Origin of the sequence: Amycolatopsis jejuensis (genome assembly GCF_000717335.1) — a bacterium.
Classification (GTDB): Bacteria; Actinomycetota; Actinomycetes; order Mycobacteriales; family Pseudonocardiaceae; genus Amycolatopsis; species Amycolatopsis jejuensis.
In genome coordinates, this window is record NZ_JNYZ01000028.1 from 1 (window position 1) to 18,415 (window position 18,415).

An 18,415-nucleotide genomic window follows, 5' to 3' on the forward strand; every position below is an offset into this window, starting at 1 on the left:
GCCCAGCCCAGCCCAGCCCAGCCCAGCCCAGCCCAGCCCAGCCCGCGGCTCGCTCAGGGCAGCATGCGGTGCCAGATCCCGATGCACACCTCGCTCGCCCGCGACAGGTCGTTCCCGGCCGCGGAGGCGTGGTAGAGCGTGCGCTCGGTCATCCAGCACAACGCCCGCGCCACGTCCGCCGCCGATCCGGGCCCGGTGCCGGGCAGTCCGGCGCCGGACAGTACCTCGGTCATCGCGGCGATGTAGCGTTCCACCGTTTCTGCCCACCGGGCACCGACTTCCGGGATCACCGCGCCCAGTTCGACGGCGGCCCGCATCACCACGCCGTGCCGGGCCCACGAGCGCTCGGTGTTGCGCACAGCCTGCGCGATGCGCTCGCGTGGCTCGGCGGCGGTGTCGGCTTCGGTGGTCGCGGCGTCGTCGGCGATCTCCTCCACCGTGCGGCCGACCAGCGCGGTGAGCACGTCCCGTTTGGACCCGAAGTAGAAATACAGCGCGTTGCGGGTGATCCCGGCGGCGCGGGCGAGCGATTCGACGGTGACGTCGTCGAGACTCCGGGTGCCGAGCTGCTCCTCGGCGGCGTCGAGGATGGCCTGTTCCCGCAGGTCGCCCTTGCGCGGTGCGTCCCGGCGGCGCCGGCGGGAGGCGTCGGTCATGCCGCGGGATGATAGCCGGGCTCGGCCGGGAAGCTGTGCGCCGTCGGGGAAATCGGTCGACCTGGTCAGCTCGGCCCATTCCCGGATGTCCTGGTCGACGGCCGCGCGCCCGTGCGTGACGAGGCGCAGCGCGTCGGAGCCGAGGAGGAGATGGGCGCGCGTCGATGATCTTCAAGACCGCTTCGGCGGCCTTCGCCGGATTGCCGAAGCTGGCGGCCGCTGGCGGCGCGGCGATGGTCCCGGATCGGGTCCATGACCTCGTCGTAGTCCGGGATGGACCGCCCGGTGCAGACCATCGAGCGACCGGCCCACCCGGTGCGGAACGACCCGGGCGCGACCGCGGTCCCGTGGATCCCGAGGTGTTCACCTCCTTGCCGAGCGTTTCGAGCAGCCCTTCGAGCGCATGCTTGCCAGCCTGGTAGAACGCGGTGCCGGGCACCGTGATCAGGCCGGCGATCGAGGTGACGCCGAGCAGGTGCCCACGACGGCGCGGCCGCATCGCGGGCAGGACGGCCTTGAGCGTCGCCACCGCGCCGAACACGTTCACCTCGAACCGGTCCCGCAGCTCGTCCATCGTGGACTCTTCGAAGTTGCCTTCGAGCCCGTATCCGGCGTTGGCGATGGCGACCCAGCCGAGGCCGGAGCTCACGCCGGTGATGAGGAAAGTCCTGGTCAGGACACTAGTCTACGTAAAGTCGAGAAAAGTCGTCACGATGACCATTCGGTCAGCTGAGCCATGACGTCCGCGGGTATCACCGGAGCCAGCCCGCCCCCGCCGAGGAGGTTGACGACCGGGCTGGTGGCGGCGCGCACCACACTGCCGCCCGGCGCGACGTCGAGGAGGCCGGTGTAGGTGGAAATGTCGTGGTAGAGGTCGCCGTGGCGGGCTTCGAGCCCGGCGGTGACGCGTGTGGCGGGGGAGCGGGCGCCGAACACCCGCTGCTGCACGATGAAGCCGCCGTCGGCCGCTGCGGCGCGGACCCGGTGCGCCCATTCGCGCGGGTCGAGTTCGGCGCCGAGGGAAACGGATTTACCGCCGTAGTCCCAGCTTTCTTGAGGACGAAACATTCCCGTTCGGCGATTACCCGGGCAGTTCTGCTTTCGTCGAGCCGGCGCGTCCAGGGTAGTTCTTCGACGGCTTTGCGTTCCCGGTCGTCGAGCCCGGCCCGGTCGGCGAGCTGCTCGTTTTCGGCGCATTCCGACAGCCGGGCGAAAAGTGCTTTCTGTTCGAGGATTCCGTTGACCGGATTGGCGAGGACGAAGTCTCCCGGCGCCTTGAGTGCCCGGGCGAACGGGGATCCGGCGGGAGTCCGATGGGCCCAGATGTGCCGGTAGAGGATGTCGGACCGGGATGGCTCGCATGTCGTCGGCTGGAGTACTGCCGCCGGATTTCCCTTGGCGGTGAAGTGTTCGGCAAGCCGGCGTAGTTCGCTAGCCTGCGCGTCGCCTGGGCGGGCGATGATTGCGATGCTCGGGTTTTCCTTCTTGCCACCGCGGAGCCGGTAGAAATGGACCAGGGTTTCGCGGAGGTCTTCCATGTGGCTGCCGCTGCGATCGACCAGGTCAGCCGCGGTCCACGACGGAATTCCGCGTTCTTCGGCGGCGGCCCGGATCCAGCTGTGCGTTGCGAGATCGGCATACGCCTGCATTGCCGGGATTGTTGTGTTGATTTCGAGCGCCCGAGGTTTCCCGTCTTTCCCGGAGCGGAGGAAATCGACCCGCGCGAGCACTGCCGGGCAAGGTGCGGAGGTGAACAGCTTCTCCATTGCCTCCCCTTCGAGCCCCTGGAACGGTCTGCCCAGCGGCTCGCCGGTGTGCGCGGCGACCTTCACGGCCGCCGAAAGAATGGCTTTCGCCTGCGCGGCAACGTATTCGAGCGTTTCCCGGGGAACGACCTGAGGCTCGCAGACGAGTGGGATCGGGACCGTCGAGCCGTCTGCTTTCCGCACGGTCATCCCGTGCGCCCACGCGTCCGCGGCGGCTGCGCGGCCGACGGATAGCAGTTGCTCCGGAGTGAAGTGCCGGGGGAGGGAAATGGTCATGGTGATCAGTCCTCACGGGTAGGGCTTCGCCGGGGATTGACGGGCTGGCTCGATGAATGCAGTATAACTGCAATGCAGTCTTACTGCATCTACCGGACTTCTGGAGGCGACCATGCCCACTCCTCCGCTCTACACTGCTGACCTGCGAAAACGGCCGCGTCGGGGCTACCCGGCGAGTGCGCCGGTACTCGACGCGGTCTTCGATCGGCCTTTCCGCACCGCCGCCCGGCCGAGTTTCCGGCCCGGTGGGCAGCCGGACTTGAATCCGCCGCCGCGGGGGTCGGTCACGAAGCTGCTCGGCAGGAGTCGGGACCGGGATCTCACCCCTCGAGGCAGTTCGGCGCTACCCGGTGGGCAGAGACATGGCTGATGCACCGGTGTGCGACGTCGTCCAGCAGATGTTCCGGCCCGGTCCAGGCCTTGGCGTGGGGGTCGAGGTCGAGATGATCCCGTCCTTCGCCGACGGCTCGCCGGTTCCGCCCGCGGTGCTCGACGCGGTCTTCGACCTGCCCTTCCGCACCGCCGCTCGGCCGAGTTTCGAGCCCGGCGGGCAGCTGGAGCTGAGCCCGCCGCCACAGGAGTCCGTCACGAAACTGCTCGCCGAGCTCGACCGGATTCTGGCGCGGGCCCGGGAGCTGGCGGCGTCCGCCGGGGTCGGTCTTGCTGCTTGCGGGACCGACCCGGGCCGCTCGTGCGCCGACGTCCCGCTGCGCCTGTGCACCGATCGCTACCTCGCGATGCAGCACGACTTCGACCGGTCCGGCGCGGACGGGCGGCGGATGATGCGCTTGACCGCGTCCCTGCAGGTCGCCGTCGATCTGCAGCCCGGGGCCGCCGGCCGCGAGCAGTGGCTGGTGGCCAACCTGGCCGGACCCGCGCTCGCCGCGGCCTTCGCCAACTCACCCCATCTCGACGGCCTCCCGGCGGCCACCCCCGGCACGAGAACCCGGATCTGGCAAGGCATCGACGCCGCCCGGACCGGCTACGACGGCCGTCACCTCGACCCGGACGACCCGGTCGGCGCCTACACCGCCTTCGCCGCGGCCGCCCCGCGGTTGCCGATCCCGCCTGCCGCGGCCGGCGCCTATCACCTCGGCACGCTCTTTCCACCGGTTCGCCCGCGCGGCGGCTACCTCGAGGTCCGCTACCTCGACGCCCAGCCACCCGGCCGCATCGCCGCCGCGGTCACGGCGGTCGCCGTCCTGCTGCTGGAACCGGTCACCCGCCGCGCGGCCGTGGACCTGCTGCTGCCGAACCTCGGCCGGATGTCCGGGCAGTGGACCCTTGCCGCGCAAGGAAACGTCCCCGAAACCGGTCCGCTGCTCGACCTCATCGCCGCCGGGAAACGCCGGATGCCGCGCGGTTTCCTGCCGGACCGGCTCACCACAACGAATAGGGAGACCCCGTGACCCTCGCCCTCATCTGCGCCGCCGTTCTTGCCGCGCTGGTGTTCCTCCTCGGCGCGAACGTCACCCGCCTGCGCGCGGCCGGTGCCAAGACCGGCGCGCCGTTCGCCCCGGATGACCCCGCCGATCCGCTGTACAAGGCGATCCGGGCGCACGGAAACGCGATCGAGTACATCCCGACCCTCCTGGTCCTCTTCGTCCTCGACGCGGCCCGCGCTCCCGCCTGGACACTCGTGTTCGTCATCGGCGCCACCCTCGCCCGCCTCGCGCACGCCGCCGGAATGCTGACGACGCCGACCCTGGCCGTACCCACTCCGCTGCGCGTGGCCGGCGCGTCCGGCACTTACCTGTTCGGGGTCGCCCTCGTGGTGACGCTGGTGAGCACCTTGTGACCACCGCGCTGCGGCTGTACCTGGCCGGGCAGCTGGCGTCGGTCGCGTGCTCGTGGGCGCAGGTCGTCGCGCTTTCGGTGGTGGCGGTGCGGATCGACCCGGCGTTGCTCGGCTGGGTCGTCGCCGCGCAGTTCCTGCCGAGTCTGCTGCTCGGGCCGTGGTTCGGCGTCGTCGCGGACCGGTACGACCGGCGCGTCCTGCTGATCGGGGCCGAGGCCGGGCTCGGGCTCGTGGCTGTCGGATACGCGACGGCACAGGCCTGCGACGCGCTCGACCGTCCGGTTCTGCTCGGCGCGGCTACCGCTTGGGGGATCCTGAACGCGCTGGACACCCCTGCGCGCCAAGCATTGCTGCCCAGCCTGGCGCCCGGTGCGGCCGTCCGGTTGCCAGCGCTCACCGGCGTCGTGCTGCTCACCGGGATGACCACCGGGTCGGCGCTGGGCGGATGGCTGGTCGCCACCGCGGGGCCGATGTGGGTGTTCGTGCTCAACGCAGGCTCGTTCGCCGCGGATGTCGTTGTGCTGCACCGGGTCGGCCGTCTCGTGGGAGCCCCGCCCCGCGCTGTCCGCGCTCGTGGGCAGCTGCGTGAAGGACTCCGTTATGTCCTGGTCACGCCGCCGCTGCGGACGTCGATGCTCGCGCTCGCGGTGATCGGCACCTTCGCGATGACGTTCCCGGTCTCCGTTCCCTTGCTGGCAACCGGAACCTTCGCCGGTGACCCGGCCTTCGTCGGTACCGCCATCGCCACCGTGACCGGAGGTTCCCTGGCCGGTGCGGCGGGCATGGCGGTAAAAGCACCCCGGCGCAACCTGGGCGGCGTCGCGGCACTGGCGCTCGCGATGTCCTCGGCCGGAGTCGCCGCCGCTCCTGGCCCGTTCTTCGCCCTCGCCGGGCTGGCCTTGGTCGGCGTGACCTGGTCGATCTACCTGACGTCGACCATCGCCGTCCTGCAGACCGCGGACCCGCGGTTCCTCGGGCGGGTGATGGCGCTGTTCGGCGTGCTTCTGGTGGGCAGCAACCCGATCGGCGGACCCATCGCCGCTGCGCTCGCCGAAGCCGCCGGGCCGCGCGCGCCGTTCGTGCTGGGCGCTGCCGCCGCCGGAGCCGGATGGCTGCTGCTCGGGAAGTGGTACTGGCACCCTTGAACGGAACTATGCTACGTTCTTGGTACTGAGTACCACTTACGGATCCAAGTTCCCGAGGAGAAGATCATGACCAAGACCGTCCTCGTCACCGGCACCTCCAGCGGGCTCGGCCGGGCCACCGCCAAGCTGTTCCACGCGCGCGGCTGGAACGTCATCGCGACCATGCGCGCGGCGGACCGGGAAACCGAGCTCACGCAGTACGACCGGATGCTGGTGACCCGCCTTGACGTGCAGGACTCCGGGTCCGTCGAGGCCGCCGTCGCCGCCGGGGTGCAGCGGTTCGGCCGTATCGACGTGCTGGTGAACAACGCGGGTTACGGCGCTTACGGCCCGCTCGAAGCGACGTCGGAAGAGAAGATCCGGCGCCAGTTCGACGTCAACGTGGTCGGCCTGCTCACCACCACGCGGGCGGTGCTGCCCCATTTCCGGGGCAACGGCAGCGGCGCGATCGTCAACGTCTCGTCGATCGGCGGGCGGGTCACCTTCCCGCTCGGCGCGCTGTACCACGGCAGCAAGTTCGCCGTGGAAGGGCTTTCGGAGTCGCTGGCGTACGAGCTCGGCGCGCTCGGGATCCGCGTGAAAATCGTGGAGCCGGGCGGGATGAAGACCGATTTCGGGGGCCGTTCCCTGGACTTCAGCAACGATCCCGCGCTGGCCGAGTACCAGCCGCTCGTGCAGAACCTGCTCGGCGTGCTGGGTCCGATGATGGCAGCCGGGTCCGAGCCGGAGGACGTCGCGGAGATCGTCTACACCGCCGCCACCGACGACAGCGACTGCCTGCGCTACGAGGCAGGCCCGGACGCCGAGCAGATCCTCGCGGCCCGGCGCACCACCGACGACGCCGGTTTCCTCGCCGGAATGCGGGCCCGGTTCGGACTCGCCGGCTGATCATCGGCCGGGTACTGGCCGGACCCGGGTACCGTTCCAGGAACCCAGTCACTCCGGAGGCACCCCATGACCACCAGCGGACGCGTCGGCGCGCGGGAGCTCGCGCGGCGAGCCATGATCGCGCAGATCGCCGCGATCGCGGTGGATCTGTTCGAGGAGCGCGGGTACGACGAGACGACCGTCGAGGACATCTGCGCGGCCGCCGGAATCTCGCGGACCAGCTTCTTCCGCTACTTCCCCGCGAAGGAAGACGTCCTGCTGCGCGACTTCACCGAACTCTCGGACCTCCTGCTCGAAGCCCTGGAAGCCCGCCCGCGCCGGGAGGCCCCGTGGACCGCCCTGCGCAAGGCGATCATCCCGCTGGCCGACCGCTACCAGTCCGACGACGTCCGCGTCCGGCGCATCCTCGGGCTCCTCATCGGCACCCCGACGCTCGGCGCATTCCACCAGGACAAACTGGCCCGCTGGGGAAAGCAGCTGCGGCCGGAAGTCGCGCGTCGGCTGGGTACCGATCCGGACGACACGACCGATCCGGCACCTGCCGCGCTGATCGCTTCGGCGTTCGCCTGCCTGGACGCCGCGCTCGCCGCTTGGGTGGCTGCCGAGGGAGAGCAGGAGCTGGCTCCGCTGGTGGACCGTGCCATGGGGGTTCTCGGCTGACCCCGGGTCGGCGGTGTTGGGGTTCCGTGAAGGGAACCTTCACGGAATGTGGGGCACGGAATGTGGGGCTGTGAAGGTGGCCTTCACGGAATGTGGGGCTGTGAAGGGAACCATGAGGGAATCTGAGTCCGTGATGGTTCCCTTCACGGAAGCGGGGCTGTGAAGGGAACCTTGAGGGAATCTGATTCCGTGAAGGTTCCCTTCACGGAAGCGGGGCGGAGCGGGTGGTGGCCTCGGGGACCGGCGGCTCACCTCACCGGCCGTAATGGACCAGTGAGGTCGGCACCATTGTCCGCCGCGCTGGGCCGGGGTCGGCGGAGTGGTCGCGGTCCAGCCGGTCCAGGAGCAGTTCCGCCGCGCGGCGGCCGACTTCCCCTGCGTCGTACGACACCACCGTGATCGGGCGGTCCAGGAGGTCGGCCATCTCGAAGTCGTCGAAACCGGCCAGTTCCGTTGCCGTGCCCAGGCGGCGGATTTCCCGGTACGCGCCCAGCGTCATCCGGTTGTTGGTGCAGAACAGTGCGGTGGGCGGGGCAGGACGGTCGAGGAGTTCGCGGGTGGCCGCGGCGGCCGTCGGGATGTCGTCGGGGCCTCGGCGGATCCACTCGTCGCGCGGGACGAGACCGGCTTCCTCGTGCGCCGCCCAATAACCGCGGAACCGTTCGGCGCCGGTGAACAGCGTGGGTGGGTTGCCGAGGAAACCCACTGCCCGGTGGCCCTCCGCGAGCAGGTGCGCGGTGGCCGCGCGGGCGCCGCCGAAGTCGTCGACCAGTACCGTGTCCACGTCGATTCCCGCGGGCGGGCTCGACGCCAGCACGATCGGGATTCCGCCCAGCGAAGCCGGGTCCAGGTGCTGGTGCGTCGATCCGGCGGGTACCACGATCATCCCGTCGACGCGCCGCGACACGAGATCGTCGACCAGCTCGTGTTCGCGCTGCGGGACCCCGGCCGTGTTGCCCAGCACGAGCCGCAGCCCGTGCGTCTCGGCCACCTGCTCCGCGCCCAGCGCGAGCTGGGAGTAGAACGGGTTGCCGAGATTCGTGACCACCAGCCCGATCATCCCGCTCGGCTTGCCCAGCCGGAGGTTGCGCGCGACCTCGTTGCGCCGGTACCCGAGTTCCCGCACCGCGGCGAGCACCCGGTCCCTGGTGGCGGTGCTGACGTTCTCGTCCTTCAGCACCCGCGACACGGTCATCGCGCTGACCCCCGCCCGCGCGGCGACGTCACGCATCGTGGGGCCGCCTGGGGGCACTGGGCTGGCACTCTCTGTGAAATCAACGGTGGATACGGTCATTGTAAGTGATGGTCGGGCTGCGTGGCCCACCAAGCCGCACCGAGGAGCGGCGCGTCGAGCGCGCGTTCGGCGGTGCGGAGTTCGGCGTCCGAGCTGAGCCGCAGCCCGATGCACAGCGGTCTTTCCACGAGGTCCCACGATGCGGCGATCGAACCGCCGACCACCAGCACCGTCGCGTCGAACTTCGCCAGCCACGGTCCCATCGTCGCGCCCAGCGCGCGGAACGCGTCCCCCAGCGCGGCCCGCGCGTGCCGGTCGCCGCGGCGGGCCAGGTCGGCGATCCGGCGGACGTCCGGGGCGTCGTCCGGACGGCCGAGCGTCGCGCGGACGTAAGCGTTCCGGATTCCCCGCCGCGACACGGTTTCCTCGAGCGGCCTGCCCTGGTGCTGCAACAGATACGCGCTGCCTTCGGGCGGCACGAGCGGACCGTCGTTCACCGGCGTCCCGCGATCGAGGAACGCCGAGCCGACCCCGCTGCCGAGCGTCAGACACACCGCGCGCGGGTGTCCGGCCGCCGCTCCCGCGACGTACTCGCCGATGCCGAACGCGTCCGCGTCGTTGAGAAATCGCAGCGCGGCCGGTGCAGCGGGGAGCCGCCGCGCGAGTTCCGCGCCGACGTCGACGCCGTACAGCGAGTCGAACTTTCCGACGTCGCGGAACAGCCCGATACCTGCCTCGTAGTCGAACGGCCCCGGGGTCGCGATTCCCCAGCGCGCGTCGGCGGGGACTTCGATCATCGCCGCCGCGGTCGCGATGCCGTCGAGGATTTCGGCGGCACTGCCGTGTGCGGGCAACGGCATCCGCACGACATTGCCCACCGGGGCGCGGGTGGTCAGGTCGACGAGCGCGGCGGTCACGTGCGTGCCGCCGACGTCCAGCACCGGAACCCTCATCGGAATCCTCCTGCCCGTTCAGCGCATCGCGGTGAACGTACCTGCGCGCAAGGCGCTTTCGATGTCTTCGAGGCTGCGCCCCCGGGTTTCCGGCACGAACCGGAACACGAAGAGGAACGCGAGCGCGTTGACCCCGGCGAACAGCCAGAACGTGCCGGTGGTGCCGAGCGCGCTGGTGAGCGAAAGCGTGGTGAGGCTGACCAGCAGGTCGAAGAACCACACCGCGAACGTGGACACCGCGACCGCGACCGAACGCACCTTCAGCGGGTACATCTCCGGCCCGGCCAGCCACACGACCACCGAGAGACTGCCGCCGTTGCAGGCGATGTACCCGAGAATCCCGGCGATCACGACCCACCGCGCGGCCCCCTGCGGCGCGGGCTCCAGCATCAGGACCGCGGCGACCGCGATGAGGCTCAGCACCGCGCCGGGCAGCAGCACGAGCAGCAGCCGCCGACGCCCGATCGCGTCCACCAGCCGGACCCCGATCGCGACCATCAGGAAGTTCACGATGCCCACGCCGACCGTGGTGAGCATGGCGGCCGACCGGCCGAAGCCCGCGTCGCCGAGGATCGTGGGTGCGTAGTAGATGATCGCGTTGATGCCGGTGATCTGCGACGCGATCGCCAGCCCGATCCCGGCGATGAGCGCCGGGCGCATCCACCGGCCGCGCAGCGCGCGCAGCCCACGGTGGTCACTCGCGGCCGACGTTTCGGCCAGGTCGCCGAGTTCCGCGTCCACGGCTGCCTGGTCGGGACGGATGCGGGCCAGCACGGTCCGGGCCGCGCCGGGGTCTTGGTGGGTGAACAGCCATCGCGGGCTTTCCGGCAGCGAGAGCATTCCGAGCAGCAGCACGACCGCGGGCACCAGCCCGAGCCCGAACATCCATCGCCAGCTCTCGTCGAGCGCGTACCCGGCGAGGTACGCGGCCAGGATGCCGACGGTGATCGCGAGCTGGAACATCACCACCAGACCACCGCGCCGGGCGGGTGGCGCCAGCTCGGCGACGTAGAGCGGAACCGCTTGTGCGGCAAGGCCTACCGCGAACCCCAGCACCAGCCGGGCAATGCCGAGTGTCCACACCTCGGGCGCCACGGCGGCGAGCACCGCGCCCACCGCGAACACCGCCGCGGCCACGATGATGGCCGGACGGCGGCCGAGCCGTTCGGAAAGATGCCCCGACGAGTATGCGCCGAGGATGGCGCCGACGATGATCGCGCTGGTGATCAGCTGTTTGCCGGTGTCAGCGAGGTCGAACGCCCCGGCGATGGCGGGGAGCGCTCCGGAGATGATGCCGGTGTCGTAGCCGAAGAGCAGTCCGCCGAGGCTGCTGATCCCGGCGATGAAGGCGAGGGAGCGACCCCCGGTGGCGGGGCCGGAGCGGAGACGGGACGGGGCGGGGGAACGGTTCATGCGACTGCCTCTTTCGGTCAGCGGACCAGCGCCTTCACTACGTGCACCGGCTGCGGTCCGAGTGGCCGGAGCCGGTATTTCCCTGCGGCGGCAGGGATGGTGAGCGTTTCGGCGAACGCGAGATCGTGCCGCGCGCCGCGGTCGGTCTCGATCAGCACTCCTTCCCCGGCGGACACGTTCAGGACGTGGAACCGGCCGGCGGTGTCGTCCTCGGCGGGCTGCTCGAGGACGAAACGCCGTACTTCGTAGAACATCCCCGGCCAGGCGCCGAGCAGTTCCTCCCGCCAGCCAGGGCCCGCGCGCAGGGTCCGCGGCTGCTGGATCAGCTCCTGGACCTGCTCGCCCTGCCGCCCTCGTTCGAGGTTGGCGAACCCGTGCTCGTACGGCAATGGCCGCGAGTTGCCCTGTGCGTCTTTGCGCAGCCAGTCGTAGAACCGCAGGGAGTACAGGTACGGGGTCGCGCTGATCTCCAGTACGAGGTTGCCGGCGCCGGACGCGTGCGGCGTGCCCGCCGGGATCAGGTACAGCCGCCCGGGTTCCGCGGGATGGTGCTGTACGAAGCGGTCCACGTCCATGGGTTCGCCGCGTTCGATGGCCATCTCGACCTGCTTGCGCATGAGGCCGGGGTCGGTGTCCTGGTGCAGGCCGAGGTAAACGCGCGCGCCGGGTTCGGTGGCGGTGACGTAGTACGACTCGTGCTGGGTGTAGGTCCAGCCGAAGCGGGTGCGCATGTAGTCCGCTTGCGGGTGCAGGTGCAGCGAGAGGTTGCCGCCGTCGACGGTGTCGAGGTAGTCGAAGCGGATCGGGAACGAGGTGCCGAACTCGGCGTGCACGTCGGGGCCGAGGACGTCGACCGGATGGAGTACGCACATCAGCTGGAAAGGGAGCTCGACGTCGGCCTCTTCGGTACCCACGAGGATACCGGATTCGGGAGCGATGAGTTCGTAGCCGAGTGCGGTATTTCCTTGCTGCGGCTCGAAACCGAGCTCGCGCGCGGCCCATTGGCCGCCCCATGGGGTCGAGTTGAAGTACGGCCGGGTGCGTACCGGACGGGTGGCGAGGTCGGCAAGGGTGGCGCGCATCGTGTCGCCGGTGATCGACGCCGGGTCGCCCGGGTCCCGGACGTCCAGCCAGCGGTCGATGCGCGGGGCGATCCGGTCGCGGTGGGCGTCGGTCATCGGCCAGTCGGCGTAGAACAACCGGCGCAGGGTACCGGGTTCGCGGTGACGGCCGAGGTTGACGCCGGTACCTGCGATGACCGCTGCTTCGGCGTACCGCTTGGGCAGATCGGCGTACCAGAGGACGTCGTGCTCGACCAGCGCGGCGCCCGGGCCGTGGACGATCAGCACGCCTTCGGCCGGACGGGTGCATTGCGGCAGGTGCTCGTAGAGGTCGGCGAGGCTGTTGCGGGCCAGCTTCAGGTAGTACGGGTCGGTGCCGTCGTCGCCGGTGCGCTGGCAGATGGTGGGCCGGTCTGCCTCGTACTCGCGGAGATCTTCTTCTTGTACGGGAATCCCTTTGCTGGCAAGGGTCTCCTTGAGTGCGGCGATTGCGGTAGCCCAGTCCAGCGCCGCGGGCCCGTCGACCGCCAGCACCATCGGCCCCGGTGGCAGGCTCCGCGCGGCGGCATCCCAGCCGCGGGCGACGATGCCGTACGCCGGGGCGTAGCGCGGATTGCGGTCGTAAGCACGGGTCACGGAGTCCTCCGGATCGGGCAGGCGCGATGGTAACGTTAACAATGACGCCGGACGGCCGCCTCGTCAAGGGAAGCCGGGCGGTTCGGCGGGGAGCAAGATCAGGTCTCGCAGGGTGTTCGGGCCGGTTTGGGCTGGCTTGGGCCGGCACTGCCCGGGTGGAACAGCCTCGCCGTCGGATAAGGAAGCCACGATGGATCGTCTTGTCACTGCCGTGCGCCGGTACGAATGGGGTTCGCGCACCGCGATCCCGGCCCTGCGCGGGGTTCCGCCGGACGGGGAGCCGCAGGCCGAGTTGTGGATGGGGGCGTCGTCGCGGGTGGGGGAGGTTCCGCTTTCGGCGGTGATCGAGGCCGATCCGGCCGGGGTGCTCGGTGCCGAGGTGGTGCGGGCGTTCGGGCCGCGGTTGCCGTTCCTGCTCAAGGTGCTTGCGGTGGAACGGCCGCTTTCCCTGCAGGTACACCCGGATCCCGCGCAGGCCGCCGCCGGATTCGCGGACGAGGAACGCCGCGGTGTCCCGCTCGACGCCCCGCATCGCACGTATCGGGATCCGCACCACAAGCCCGAAATGCTGTACGCGTTGACGCCTTTCACCGGCTTGAGCGGGTTCCGCCCTCCGGCCTCGGCGGCTGATCTCCTGGCGCGGCTGGACGTTCCCGCGGTGCGGCCGTACGTCGAGGCGCTTCGGGCGGGCGGGGATGCGCTGCGGGTGGTGATGTCGGCGATTCTGGCGCAGGAACGGCAGGTCACGGCCGAGATGGTGGGTGCGGTTCGAGGTTTGGAGGAGCCGTACGCCGGGCTGGCGGCGTTGTATCCCGGCGATCCGGGGGTGATTGCGGCGCTGCTGCTCAACGTGGTGCGGCTGCGGGCGGGGGCGGCGCTGTACGTGGGGGCGGGGGTGCCGCACGCGTACCTGTCCGGGATGGGGGTGGAGATCATGTCCGATTCGGACAATGTGCTGCGCTGCGGGCTGACCCGGAAGCATGTCGACGTCCCGGGGCTGCTGCAGGTGGTCCGGTTCGAGCCGCAGGTGCCGGAGGTGGTGCGGGGGATGGATGTCGGCGGGGAGACGGTTTATCCGGTACCGGCACGGGAATTCCGCCTTTCGCGGGTGGCGGTGGAGGGGGAGCGGGTGGTCGGTTGCGGTGGGCCGCAGATCCTGCTGTGTACCCAGGGACGGGTCGAGGTGCGCACGCTGGCGTCGGCGATGGTGCTGCGTGGTGGGGACTCGGTGTTCGTCCCGGCGGGGGAGTGCTCTGGCTCCGAGGTGTCCGACCGGACAAGCCAGGAGCGACGCGCGGCATGCGAAACCCGGGGCACCGGCGAACAAGGCGTAGCAACCAAAATCCCCTCCACCGCAGGTGAGACCGCCGAGACCCGCGCAGAATCGCCCGGTACCGGGTGCGGCGGGCTCCGCCTCCGCGGCACCGGTGAGCTCTTCCGCGCCGCTCCCGGTACGGAAATCACCTCTTGCGCGCCGTCTAGTTATCGTTAACAATTCAGCCTCGGACGGGCCGCCGCGGGTTCCTCCCGGCACCGGCCTTTCCTTGACAGGGCTTTCCCTGACAGGGCCGAAGGAGGCTCGCAGATGTCGTCGTTCTCAGGCCGGACAAGGCGCCGGTCGTGGTGGTTCGTCGATGCGGTCGTGGTGCTCGTCGCCGCGGCATCCGTGTCGGCGGTGAGCGGGGCGCCGGGCGTCGCCGCGCCCCGGGCGTATACCGAACCGTCGGTGTTCACCATCGGCAAGCCGGACCAGTCCGACACCGAATTCGCCCTCGCTCCTGGCGACTACCAGAAATTCGCCACGACGTTCCCCGGCGACGTGACCTACACCGTCGGCACCAGCAAACCGGAGAAGGACTGGCCGTATCTGCAGCCCGGTCCGGCCGACTCGTGGGCGGGCGGCAAACAGCACACCGCCACGATCCGCTACGACCTCAAGCCCGAGCAGACCGGCGATCTCCTCCTGCAGATCGACTACGTCGACAGTCACGACAAGGCCCCGCCGACGGTCGAGGTGCAGTCGAACGGGCGGTCCGTCGAGTCGGTCACCGTGCCGCCCGGCGGGGGCGCAGGGGTATACGGCATCGGGTACTTCAGCGGCACCTCCGGGTACGTCAACCGGCCGCACCAGATCGGTGTCCTGATTCCGAAAGACACTGTCAACGCCGGGAAGAACCGCATTTCGCTGCGGACCACCGCCGGGTCCTGGGCGGCCTACGACGCGGTGCGCCTCGTTCCGGCGCCGAAGGAGCTGGGTGCGGTGCAGGTGCTGGCGAAAACGCCCACCGTCCTGTTCAAGTCCGACGGCGGAGCCGAACGTCAGCTCGTGGACGTCGACGTGAACAACACCGCTGGCGCGGGTCCGGCCACGTTCACCGCGGCCCTCGGCGGGGCGACCGCGCAGACCACCATCGATTCCCTGCCATCGGGACGTTCGACGCAGCGCATCTCGGTGCCACCCGCACCCGCATCGGGTCCGGCGAAGCTGGACGTGACTGCGGCGCGGAACGGCCAGCCTGCCGGGACGTACTCCACCAGCCTGCCCTACCAGCGGCGCTGGCAGCTGGACGTGATCAACGGCAGCCACCTCGACATCGGGTACCACTACGACCAGGCGACCACCCGCCAGCTGCAGGACGGGTTCCTCGACCAGGCGGTGACCCAGTGCCGGGACACCGCGAACCGCCCGGACGCCGAGAAGTTCCGCTGGACCGTCGAACAGGCGTGGATGATCGACGCCTACGTGCAGGACCGGCCGGCGGACAAGGTGCAAGCCCTCGGCGAATGCGTGGCGGCCGGGCAGATCGAGATCACCGGGTCCTACGACAACAACCTCAGTGACCTGGCGAGCACCGAGCAGCTCGCCCGTACCCAGGCCAAGGCAACGCGGACGTTCGCCGAGAAATTCGGGAAACCGGTGACCACGGCGTTGCAGGAGGACGTCGCGGGCGTCACCGCGCAGAAGATCCAGCTCCTCGCGAAAGACGGTGTGAAACTGCTGATCAACGGGACCAACCCGGACCACACCGGACGCTGGATCTCCCCGCACACCGACCAGGATTCCCCGGCGCTGTTCCACTGGAAGGCGCCGGACGGCAGCAAGGTCCTCACGTTCTTCGCCGCCAATTCCTACAACGAGGGCTACAAACTCGATTACGGTGCCTTCAAATGCACCCTCGCGCCGTGGCCCACCGACGATCGCAACGACAAATGCGGTACCTCGCCCAAACTGCCGTACACGCCGGTCGCCGCGCCGTCCCCGGACGTGGTGAACAGCCTCGTCGGCAAGATGAGCACCGGAATTGCCAACTGGTTCCCGGGATTGCAGGTCGGCCGGTATTCGCAATCGGTGTACCCGCTGATGTTCTTCGAAGACTCCTCCCCGCCGATGAACGGCATTTCGGACGTGATCCGCAACTACAGCCAGCAGTACACCTGGCCGAAGCTCGTCATGTCCACGCCGTCGCGGTTCTACGCCGATGCCACGACCCCGCACGGGCAGACCTCCCCGTCCGGCTATTCCCCCGACGCCAGTTCCCAGGATGTCGCGAATCTGCCGGTGAAAGGCGGGGACTATCCCGACTGGTGGTCCGACGGCGCGGGTTCCTCGGCCGCCGAAACCGGCGAGACGATGCGCTCCCAGGCCCGCGCGGCCAGCGCGGAAACCCTCGGTACGCTGAGTGGAACGGCCCCGAACACGCAATGCCTGGTCGATTCCGCTTATCGGGAAACCGAGCTCTATACCGAGCATACGTGGGCCAGCCCGGAACTACTGCCGAACGATCCACAATGGGCGGTGAAGAAAGCCAGAGCGGACAAGGCATCCCGGCTGAGCGTGTCGGCGATGGATTCGGCGACCCGGTCGCTGGGCGGGCAGGTCACCAATTCCTCGGCCAATCCCGGGCTCGCGGTGTTCAATGCGCTTTCGGTGCAGCGCAGTGATGTGGTGACCGCGCCCGTACCGGCGGACTGGTCCGGGCAGCTCGCCGACGTGACCACCGGCGCCGCGGTTCCGTACGAATCGGCAGGTCAGGGCCGGATCAGGTTCGTCGCCGCGGACGTCCCCGCGGTGGGTTACCGGACGTACGAACTGCGGCCCGGCTCGAACGAAGGGCGGCCGGACGAGGCATTGCATTGGGATCCGGGCAGTGGAACGCTCGAAAACCAGTACTACCGCGTCACTGTTTCGACCACGACCGGTGCGGTCACTTCGGTATTCGACAAAGCCGCCGGACGGGAGCTCGTCGATCCTGATTCACCGTTCGCGGTGAACCAGTACGTGTACCGGCCGAATCCGAATCGCGGCGGCCGGACCACTCCGGACAAGCAATGGTCGCCGGGCAGTGCCAAAGTGACAGTGCAATCGCAAGGGCCGGTGAGTATCAGCCTCAAGGTCGCCTATCCCGACACTCCGGGCGGCAAGGACGCAGGCGGTGCGGCGACCGGCGTGGAATCGGCCGGGGCCACGCTCACGTTGTACGCCAACACCAAGCGGCTCGACATCGCCAACCAGATCAACAAGACCTGGGTCACCACTCCGGAAGAAGGGTATTTCGCGTTCCCGTTCAAGGTGGACAAGCCCACGATCACCTACGAAGCACCGGGAACGCCGGTGACGCTGGGTGCGGGGCAGATGCCGGGGTCCTCAATGGACTGGCAGGCGGTGCGCAGCTACGCCGACCTGTCGAACGGCAGCGGCGGCGTGACCCTGTCCACTCAGGACGCTCCGCTGATGGAGTTCGGGCACATTCGGAGCATGGAACTGCTGCCGCGCCCTGGCCGTCTCGACCGGTCCGGCCCGGATCCGGCAGCCCCGTTGCCGGACAAGGGTTCCGCGTTCTCGTATGCCTTCAACAGCCTGTGGAACACCAATTACCGGCAGGCGCAGTCCGGGCCGATCGACTACCACTATTCGATCACCAGCCACGACGGTGGATTCGAACCGGTGGCCGCGACCGGCTACGGATGGGGGGTCCAGACCCCGCTGTCCGCGACGGCGATCGGCGCCGCACAGAAGGGGAATCTCGCCGCCGGAGCGCAGTCGCTGGTTTCGGTGGATGCCGGGAATGTGTTCGTGCAGACGGTCAAGCAGGCCTACCCGATCCGCCGCACGAATGCACCGGACCTGCCGGTGACCGTGCGCTTGCTCGAGGTGGCCGGCAAGAATGGCACAGCGAAACTGCGGCTGCCGTTCAAGGTGACCGGAGCGCAGCTGGAGACGCCGTCCGAAGTGCCGGACGGAAAACCGTTGAGCATTACCGATGCCGGGTCCGGTTCGGAGATCAGCGTTCCGGTGGGTGCGCACGGAATCGTGACCGTGGGCGTGAAACCGGCCGCGGGTTACGACGCCGGGTCGCCGGTAGCGTGCGCAACGGACTTCGCGCTCGCCCCGGACAGCTACGAGACGTACAACACCGCCTTCCCGCGCGATGTCAACTACACCGCACAGCAGGACGCGGGATTCACCACGGGCGTGTCGTACCCGTCGGCGACCACCCCGTGGGTCGGTACCCAGGGCGGCAGCGTGGCGAGTCCACAGTGGAGCTACATCCAGCCGGGACCCAGCGACGGCTGGGCAGGCTCGCGGCAGCATCCGTTCACCGTGAACTTCACCGTGGACCAGCCGCGAGACCTCACCCTGAACCTGTGGTTCCTCGACACGCACGACCAGGCACCACCGGCCATCGACGTCGCAGTGAACGGAGGAACCGCGCAGCGAATCCAGCTACCCGCGGGCGGTGGCGACGGGTACCACTGGGGTGACACCCAGCCGCTCAACGCCCACGGCATCGCACCGAGCACGCAGTCCATCCGCCTCCCGGCGGATCAGCTGAAACCGGGGCAGAACACGGTGACCATCACGACGGTCTCCGGTTCGTGGCTGGTGTACGACGGCTTCGCGATCGGCCGCTGAAACCCGGGCGCAGGG

Annotated in this window: 13 protein-coding genes and 1 pseudogene; 7 read left to right on the forward strand and 7 right to left on the reverse strand. The window is 69.5% G+C overall.

The genetic code is table 11. The annotated features are described in order from the left end of the window. Positions 1–53 precede the first annotated feature (53 nt). The 3 genes and pseudogenes from OO71_RS33285 to OO71_RS46710 form a co-directional block, all read right to left on the reverse strand. Entirely contained in the window at positions 54–656 is a 603-nt protein-coding gene (locus OO71_RS33285) for a TetR/AcrR family transcriptional regulator (RefSeq protein WP_033293960.1), read from the reverse strand. A gap of 415 nt (positions 657–1,071) precedes the next feature. Continuing rightward, positions 1,072–1,230 (reverse strand): annotated as a pseudogene (locus tag OO71_RS52565) (SDR family NAD(P)-dependent oxidoreductase); the annotation flags it as partial. Between the two features lie 178 nt (positions 1,231–1,408). Continuing rightward, complete coding sequence (locus OO71_RS46710) at positions 1,409–2,698, reverse strand: hypothetical protein (RefSeq protein WP_211260722.1); 1,290 nt, start codon at positions 2,696–2,698, stop codon at positions 1,409–1,411. A gap of 362 nt (positions 2,699–3,060) precedes the next feature. Here OO71_RS46710 and OO71_RS33295 point away from each other — a divergent pair, with 362 nt between their 5' ends. The 5 genes from OO71_RS33295 (at position 3,061) to OO71_RS33315 (ending at position 7,189) form a co-directional block, all read left to right on the forward strand. Next, on the forward strand, positions 3,061–4,107 hold the full coding sequence (locus tag OO71_RS33295; protein WP_033293961.1) for a glutamate-cysteine ligase family protein: 1,047 nt from the start codon (positions 3,061–3,063) through the stop codon (positions 4,105–4,107). Beyond that, positions 4,104–4,496 (forward strand): MAPEG family protein, encoded by a 393-nt coding sequence (locus OO71_RS33300; protein WP_033293962.1) that lies wholly within the window; start codon positions 4,104–4,106, stop codon positions 4,494–4,496. Before OO71_RS33295 ends, OO71_RS33300 begins: the two co-directional genes overlap by 4 nt. Beyond that, positions 4,493–5,641, forward strand: a complete 1,149-nt coding sequence (locus tag OO71_RS33305) for an MFS transporter (RefSeq protein ID WP_051792536.1) — start codon at positions 4,493–4,495, stop codon at positions 5,639–5,641. The genes OO71_RS33300 and OO71_RS33305 overlap by 4 nt, the downstream gene beginning before the upstream one ends. A 66-nt stretch (positions 5,642–5,707) precedes the next feature. Next, on the forward strand, positions 5,708–6,529 hold the full coding sequence (locus OO71_RS33310; RefSeq protein ID WP_033293963.1) for an SDR family oxidoreductase: 822 nt from the start codon (positions 5,708–5,710) through the stop codon (positions 6,527–6,529). 66 nt (positions 6,530–6,595) lie between these two features. Beyond that, entirely contained in the window at positions 6,596–7,189 is a 594-nt protein-coding gene (locus OO71_RS33315; RefSeq protein ID WP_245633866.1) for a TetR family transcriptional regulator, read from the forward strand. A 253-nt stretch (positions 7,190–7,442) separates the two neighbouring features. Here the strand turns inward: OO71_RS33315 and OO71_RS33320 are convergent, their stop codons facing one another. The 4 genes from OO71_RS33320 to OO71_RS33335 are packed head-to-tail and all read right to left on the reverse strand — an operon-like array spanning position 7,443 to position 12,486. Beyond that, positions 7,443–8,420: a LacI family DNA-binding transcriptional regulator gene (locus OO71_RS33320; protein WP_051792537.1), complete on the reverse strand. Its 978-nt coding sequence runs from the start codon at positions 8,418–8,420 to the stop codon at positions 7,443–7,445. Between the two features lie 59 nt (positions 8,421–8,479). After that, positions 8,480–9,376 carry an ROK family protein gene (locus tag OO71_RS33325; protein ID WP_033293965.1) on the reverse strand — a complete coding sequence of 299 codons (897 nt, stop codon included), beginning with the start codon at positions 9,374–9,376 and terminating at the stop codon, positions 8,480–8,482. Positions 9,377–9,394: 18 nt separating this feature from the next. Beyond that, positions 9,395–10,789, reverse strand: a complete 1,395-nt coding sequence (locus tag OO71_RS33330; protein ID WP_033293966.1) for a sugar porter family MFS transporter — start codon at positions 10,787–10,789, stop codon at positions 9,395–9,397. A gap of 17 nt (positions 10,790–10,806) precedes the next feature. Beyond that, positions 10,807–12,486 (reverse strand): class I mannose-6-phosphate isomerase, encoded by a 1,680-nt coding sequence (locus tag OO71_RS33335; protein ID WP_033293967.1) that lies wholly within the window; start codon positions 12,484–12,486, stop codon positions 10,807–10,809. A 190-nt stretch (positions 12,487–12,676) separates the two neighbouring features. Here OO71_RS33335 and manA point away from each other — a divergent pair, with 190 nt between their 5' ends. Together manA and OO71_RS33345 are read left to right on the forward strand one after the other, a co-directional pair. Then, the gene (manA, locus tag OO71_RS33340) at positions 12,677–13,978 is read left to right on the forward strand and encodes a mannose-6-phosphate isomerase, class I (protein WP_063740147.1); all 1,302 of its coding nucleotides are present in this window, start codon (positions 12,677–12,679) and stop codon (positions 13,976–13,978) included. 93 nt (positions 13,979–14,071) lie between these two features. Beyond that, on the forward strand, positions 14,072–18,400 hold the full coding sequence (locus OO71_RS33345; RefSeq protein ID WP_033293968.1) for a polysaccharide lyase family protein: 4,329 nt from the start codon (positions 14,072–14,074) through the stop codon (positions 18,398–18,400). Positions 18,401–18,415 lie beyond the last annotated feature (15 nt).

What these genes read in the sequence shown, in the direction of transcription:
- OO71_RS33285 (WP_033293960.1), bottom strand. Translation starts at nt 656, where the DNA reads ATGACCGACGCCTCCCGCCGGCGCCGCCGGGACGCACCGCGCAAGGGC.
- manA (WP_063740147.1), top strand. Translation starts at nt 12,677, where the DNA reads ATGGATCGTCTTGTCACTGCCGTGCGCCGGTACGAATGGGGTTCGCGC.
- OO71_RS33295 (WP_033293961.1), top strand. Translation starts at nt 3,061, where the DNA reads ATGGCTGATGCACCGGTGTGCGACGTCGTCCAGCAGATGTTCCGGCCC.
- OO71_RS33320 (WP_051792537.1), bottom strand. Translation starts at nt 8,420, where the DNA reads ATGCGTGACGTCGCCGCGCGGGCGGGGGTCAGCGCGATGACCGTGTCG.
- OO71_RS46710 (WP_211260722.1), bottom strand. Translation starts at nt 2,698, where the DNA reads ATGACCATTTCCCTCCCCCGGCACTTCACTCCGGAGCAACTGCTATCC.
- OO71_RS33315 (WP_245633866.1), top strand. Translation starts at nt 6,596, where the DNA reads ATGACCACCAGCGGACGCGTCGGCGCGCGGGAGCTCGCGCGGCGAGCC.
- OO71_RS33310 (WP_033293963.1), top strand. Translation starts at nt 5,708, where the DNA reads ATGACCAAGACCGTCCTCGTCACCGGCACCTCCAGCGGGCTCGGCCGG.
- OO71_RS33345 (WP_033293968.1), top strand. Translation starts at nt 14,072, where the DNA reads ATGTCGTCGTTCTCAGGCCGGACAAGGCGCCGGTCGTGGTGGTTCGTC.
- OO71_RS33330 (WP_033293966.1), bottom strand. Translation starts at nt 10,789, where the DNA reads ATGAACCGTTCCCCCGCCCCGTCCCGTCTCCGCTCCGGCCCCGCCACC.
- OO71_RS33325 (WP_033293965.1), bottom strand. Translation starts at nt 9,376, where the DNA reads ATGAGGGTTCCGGTGCTGGACGTCGGCGGCACGCACGTGACCGCCGCG.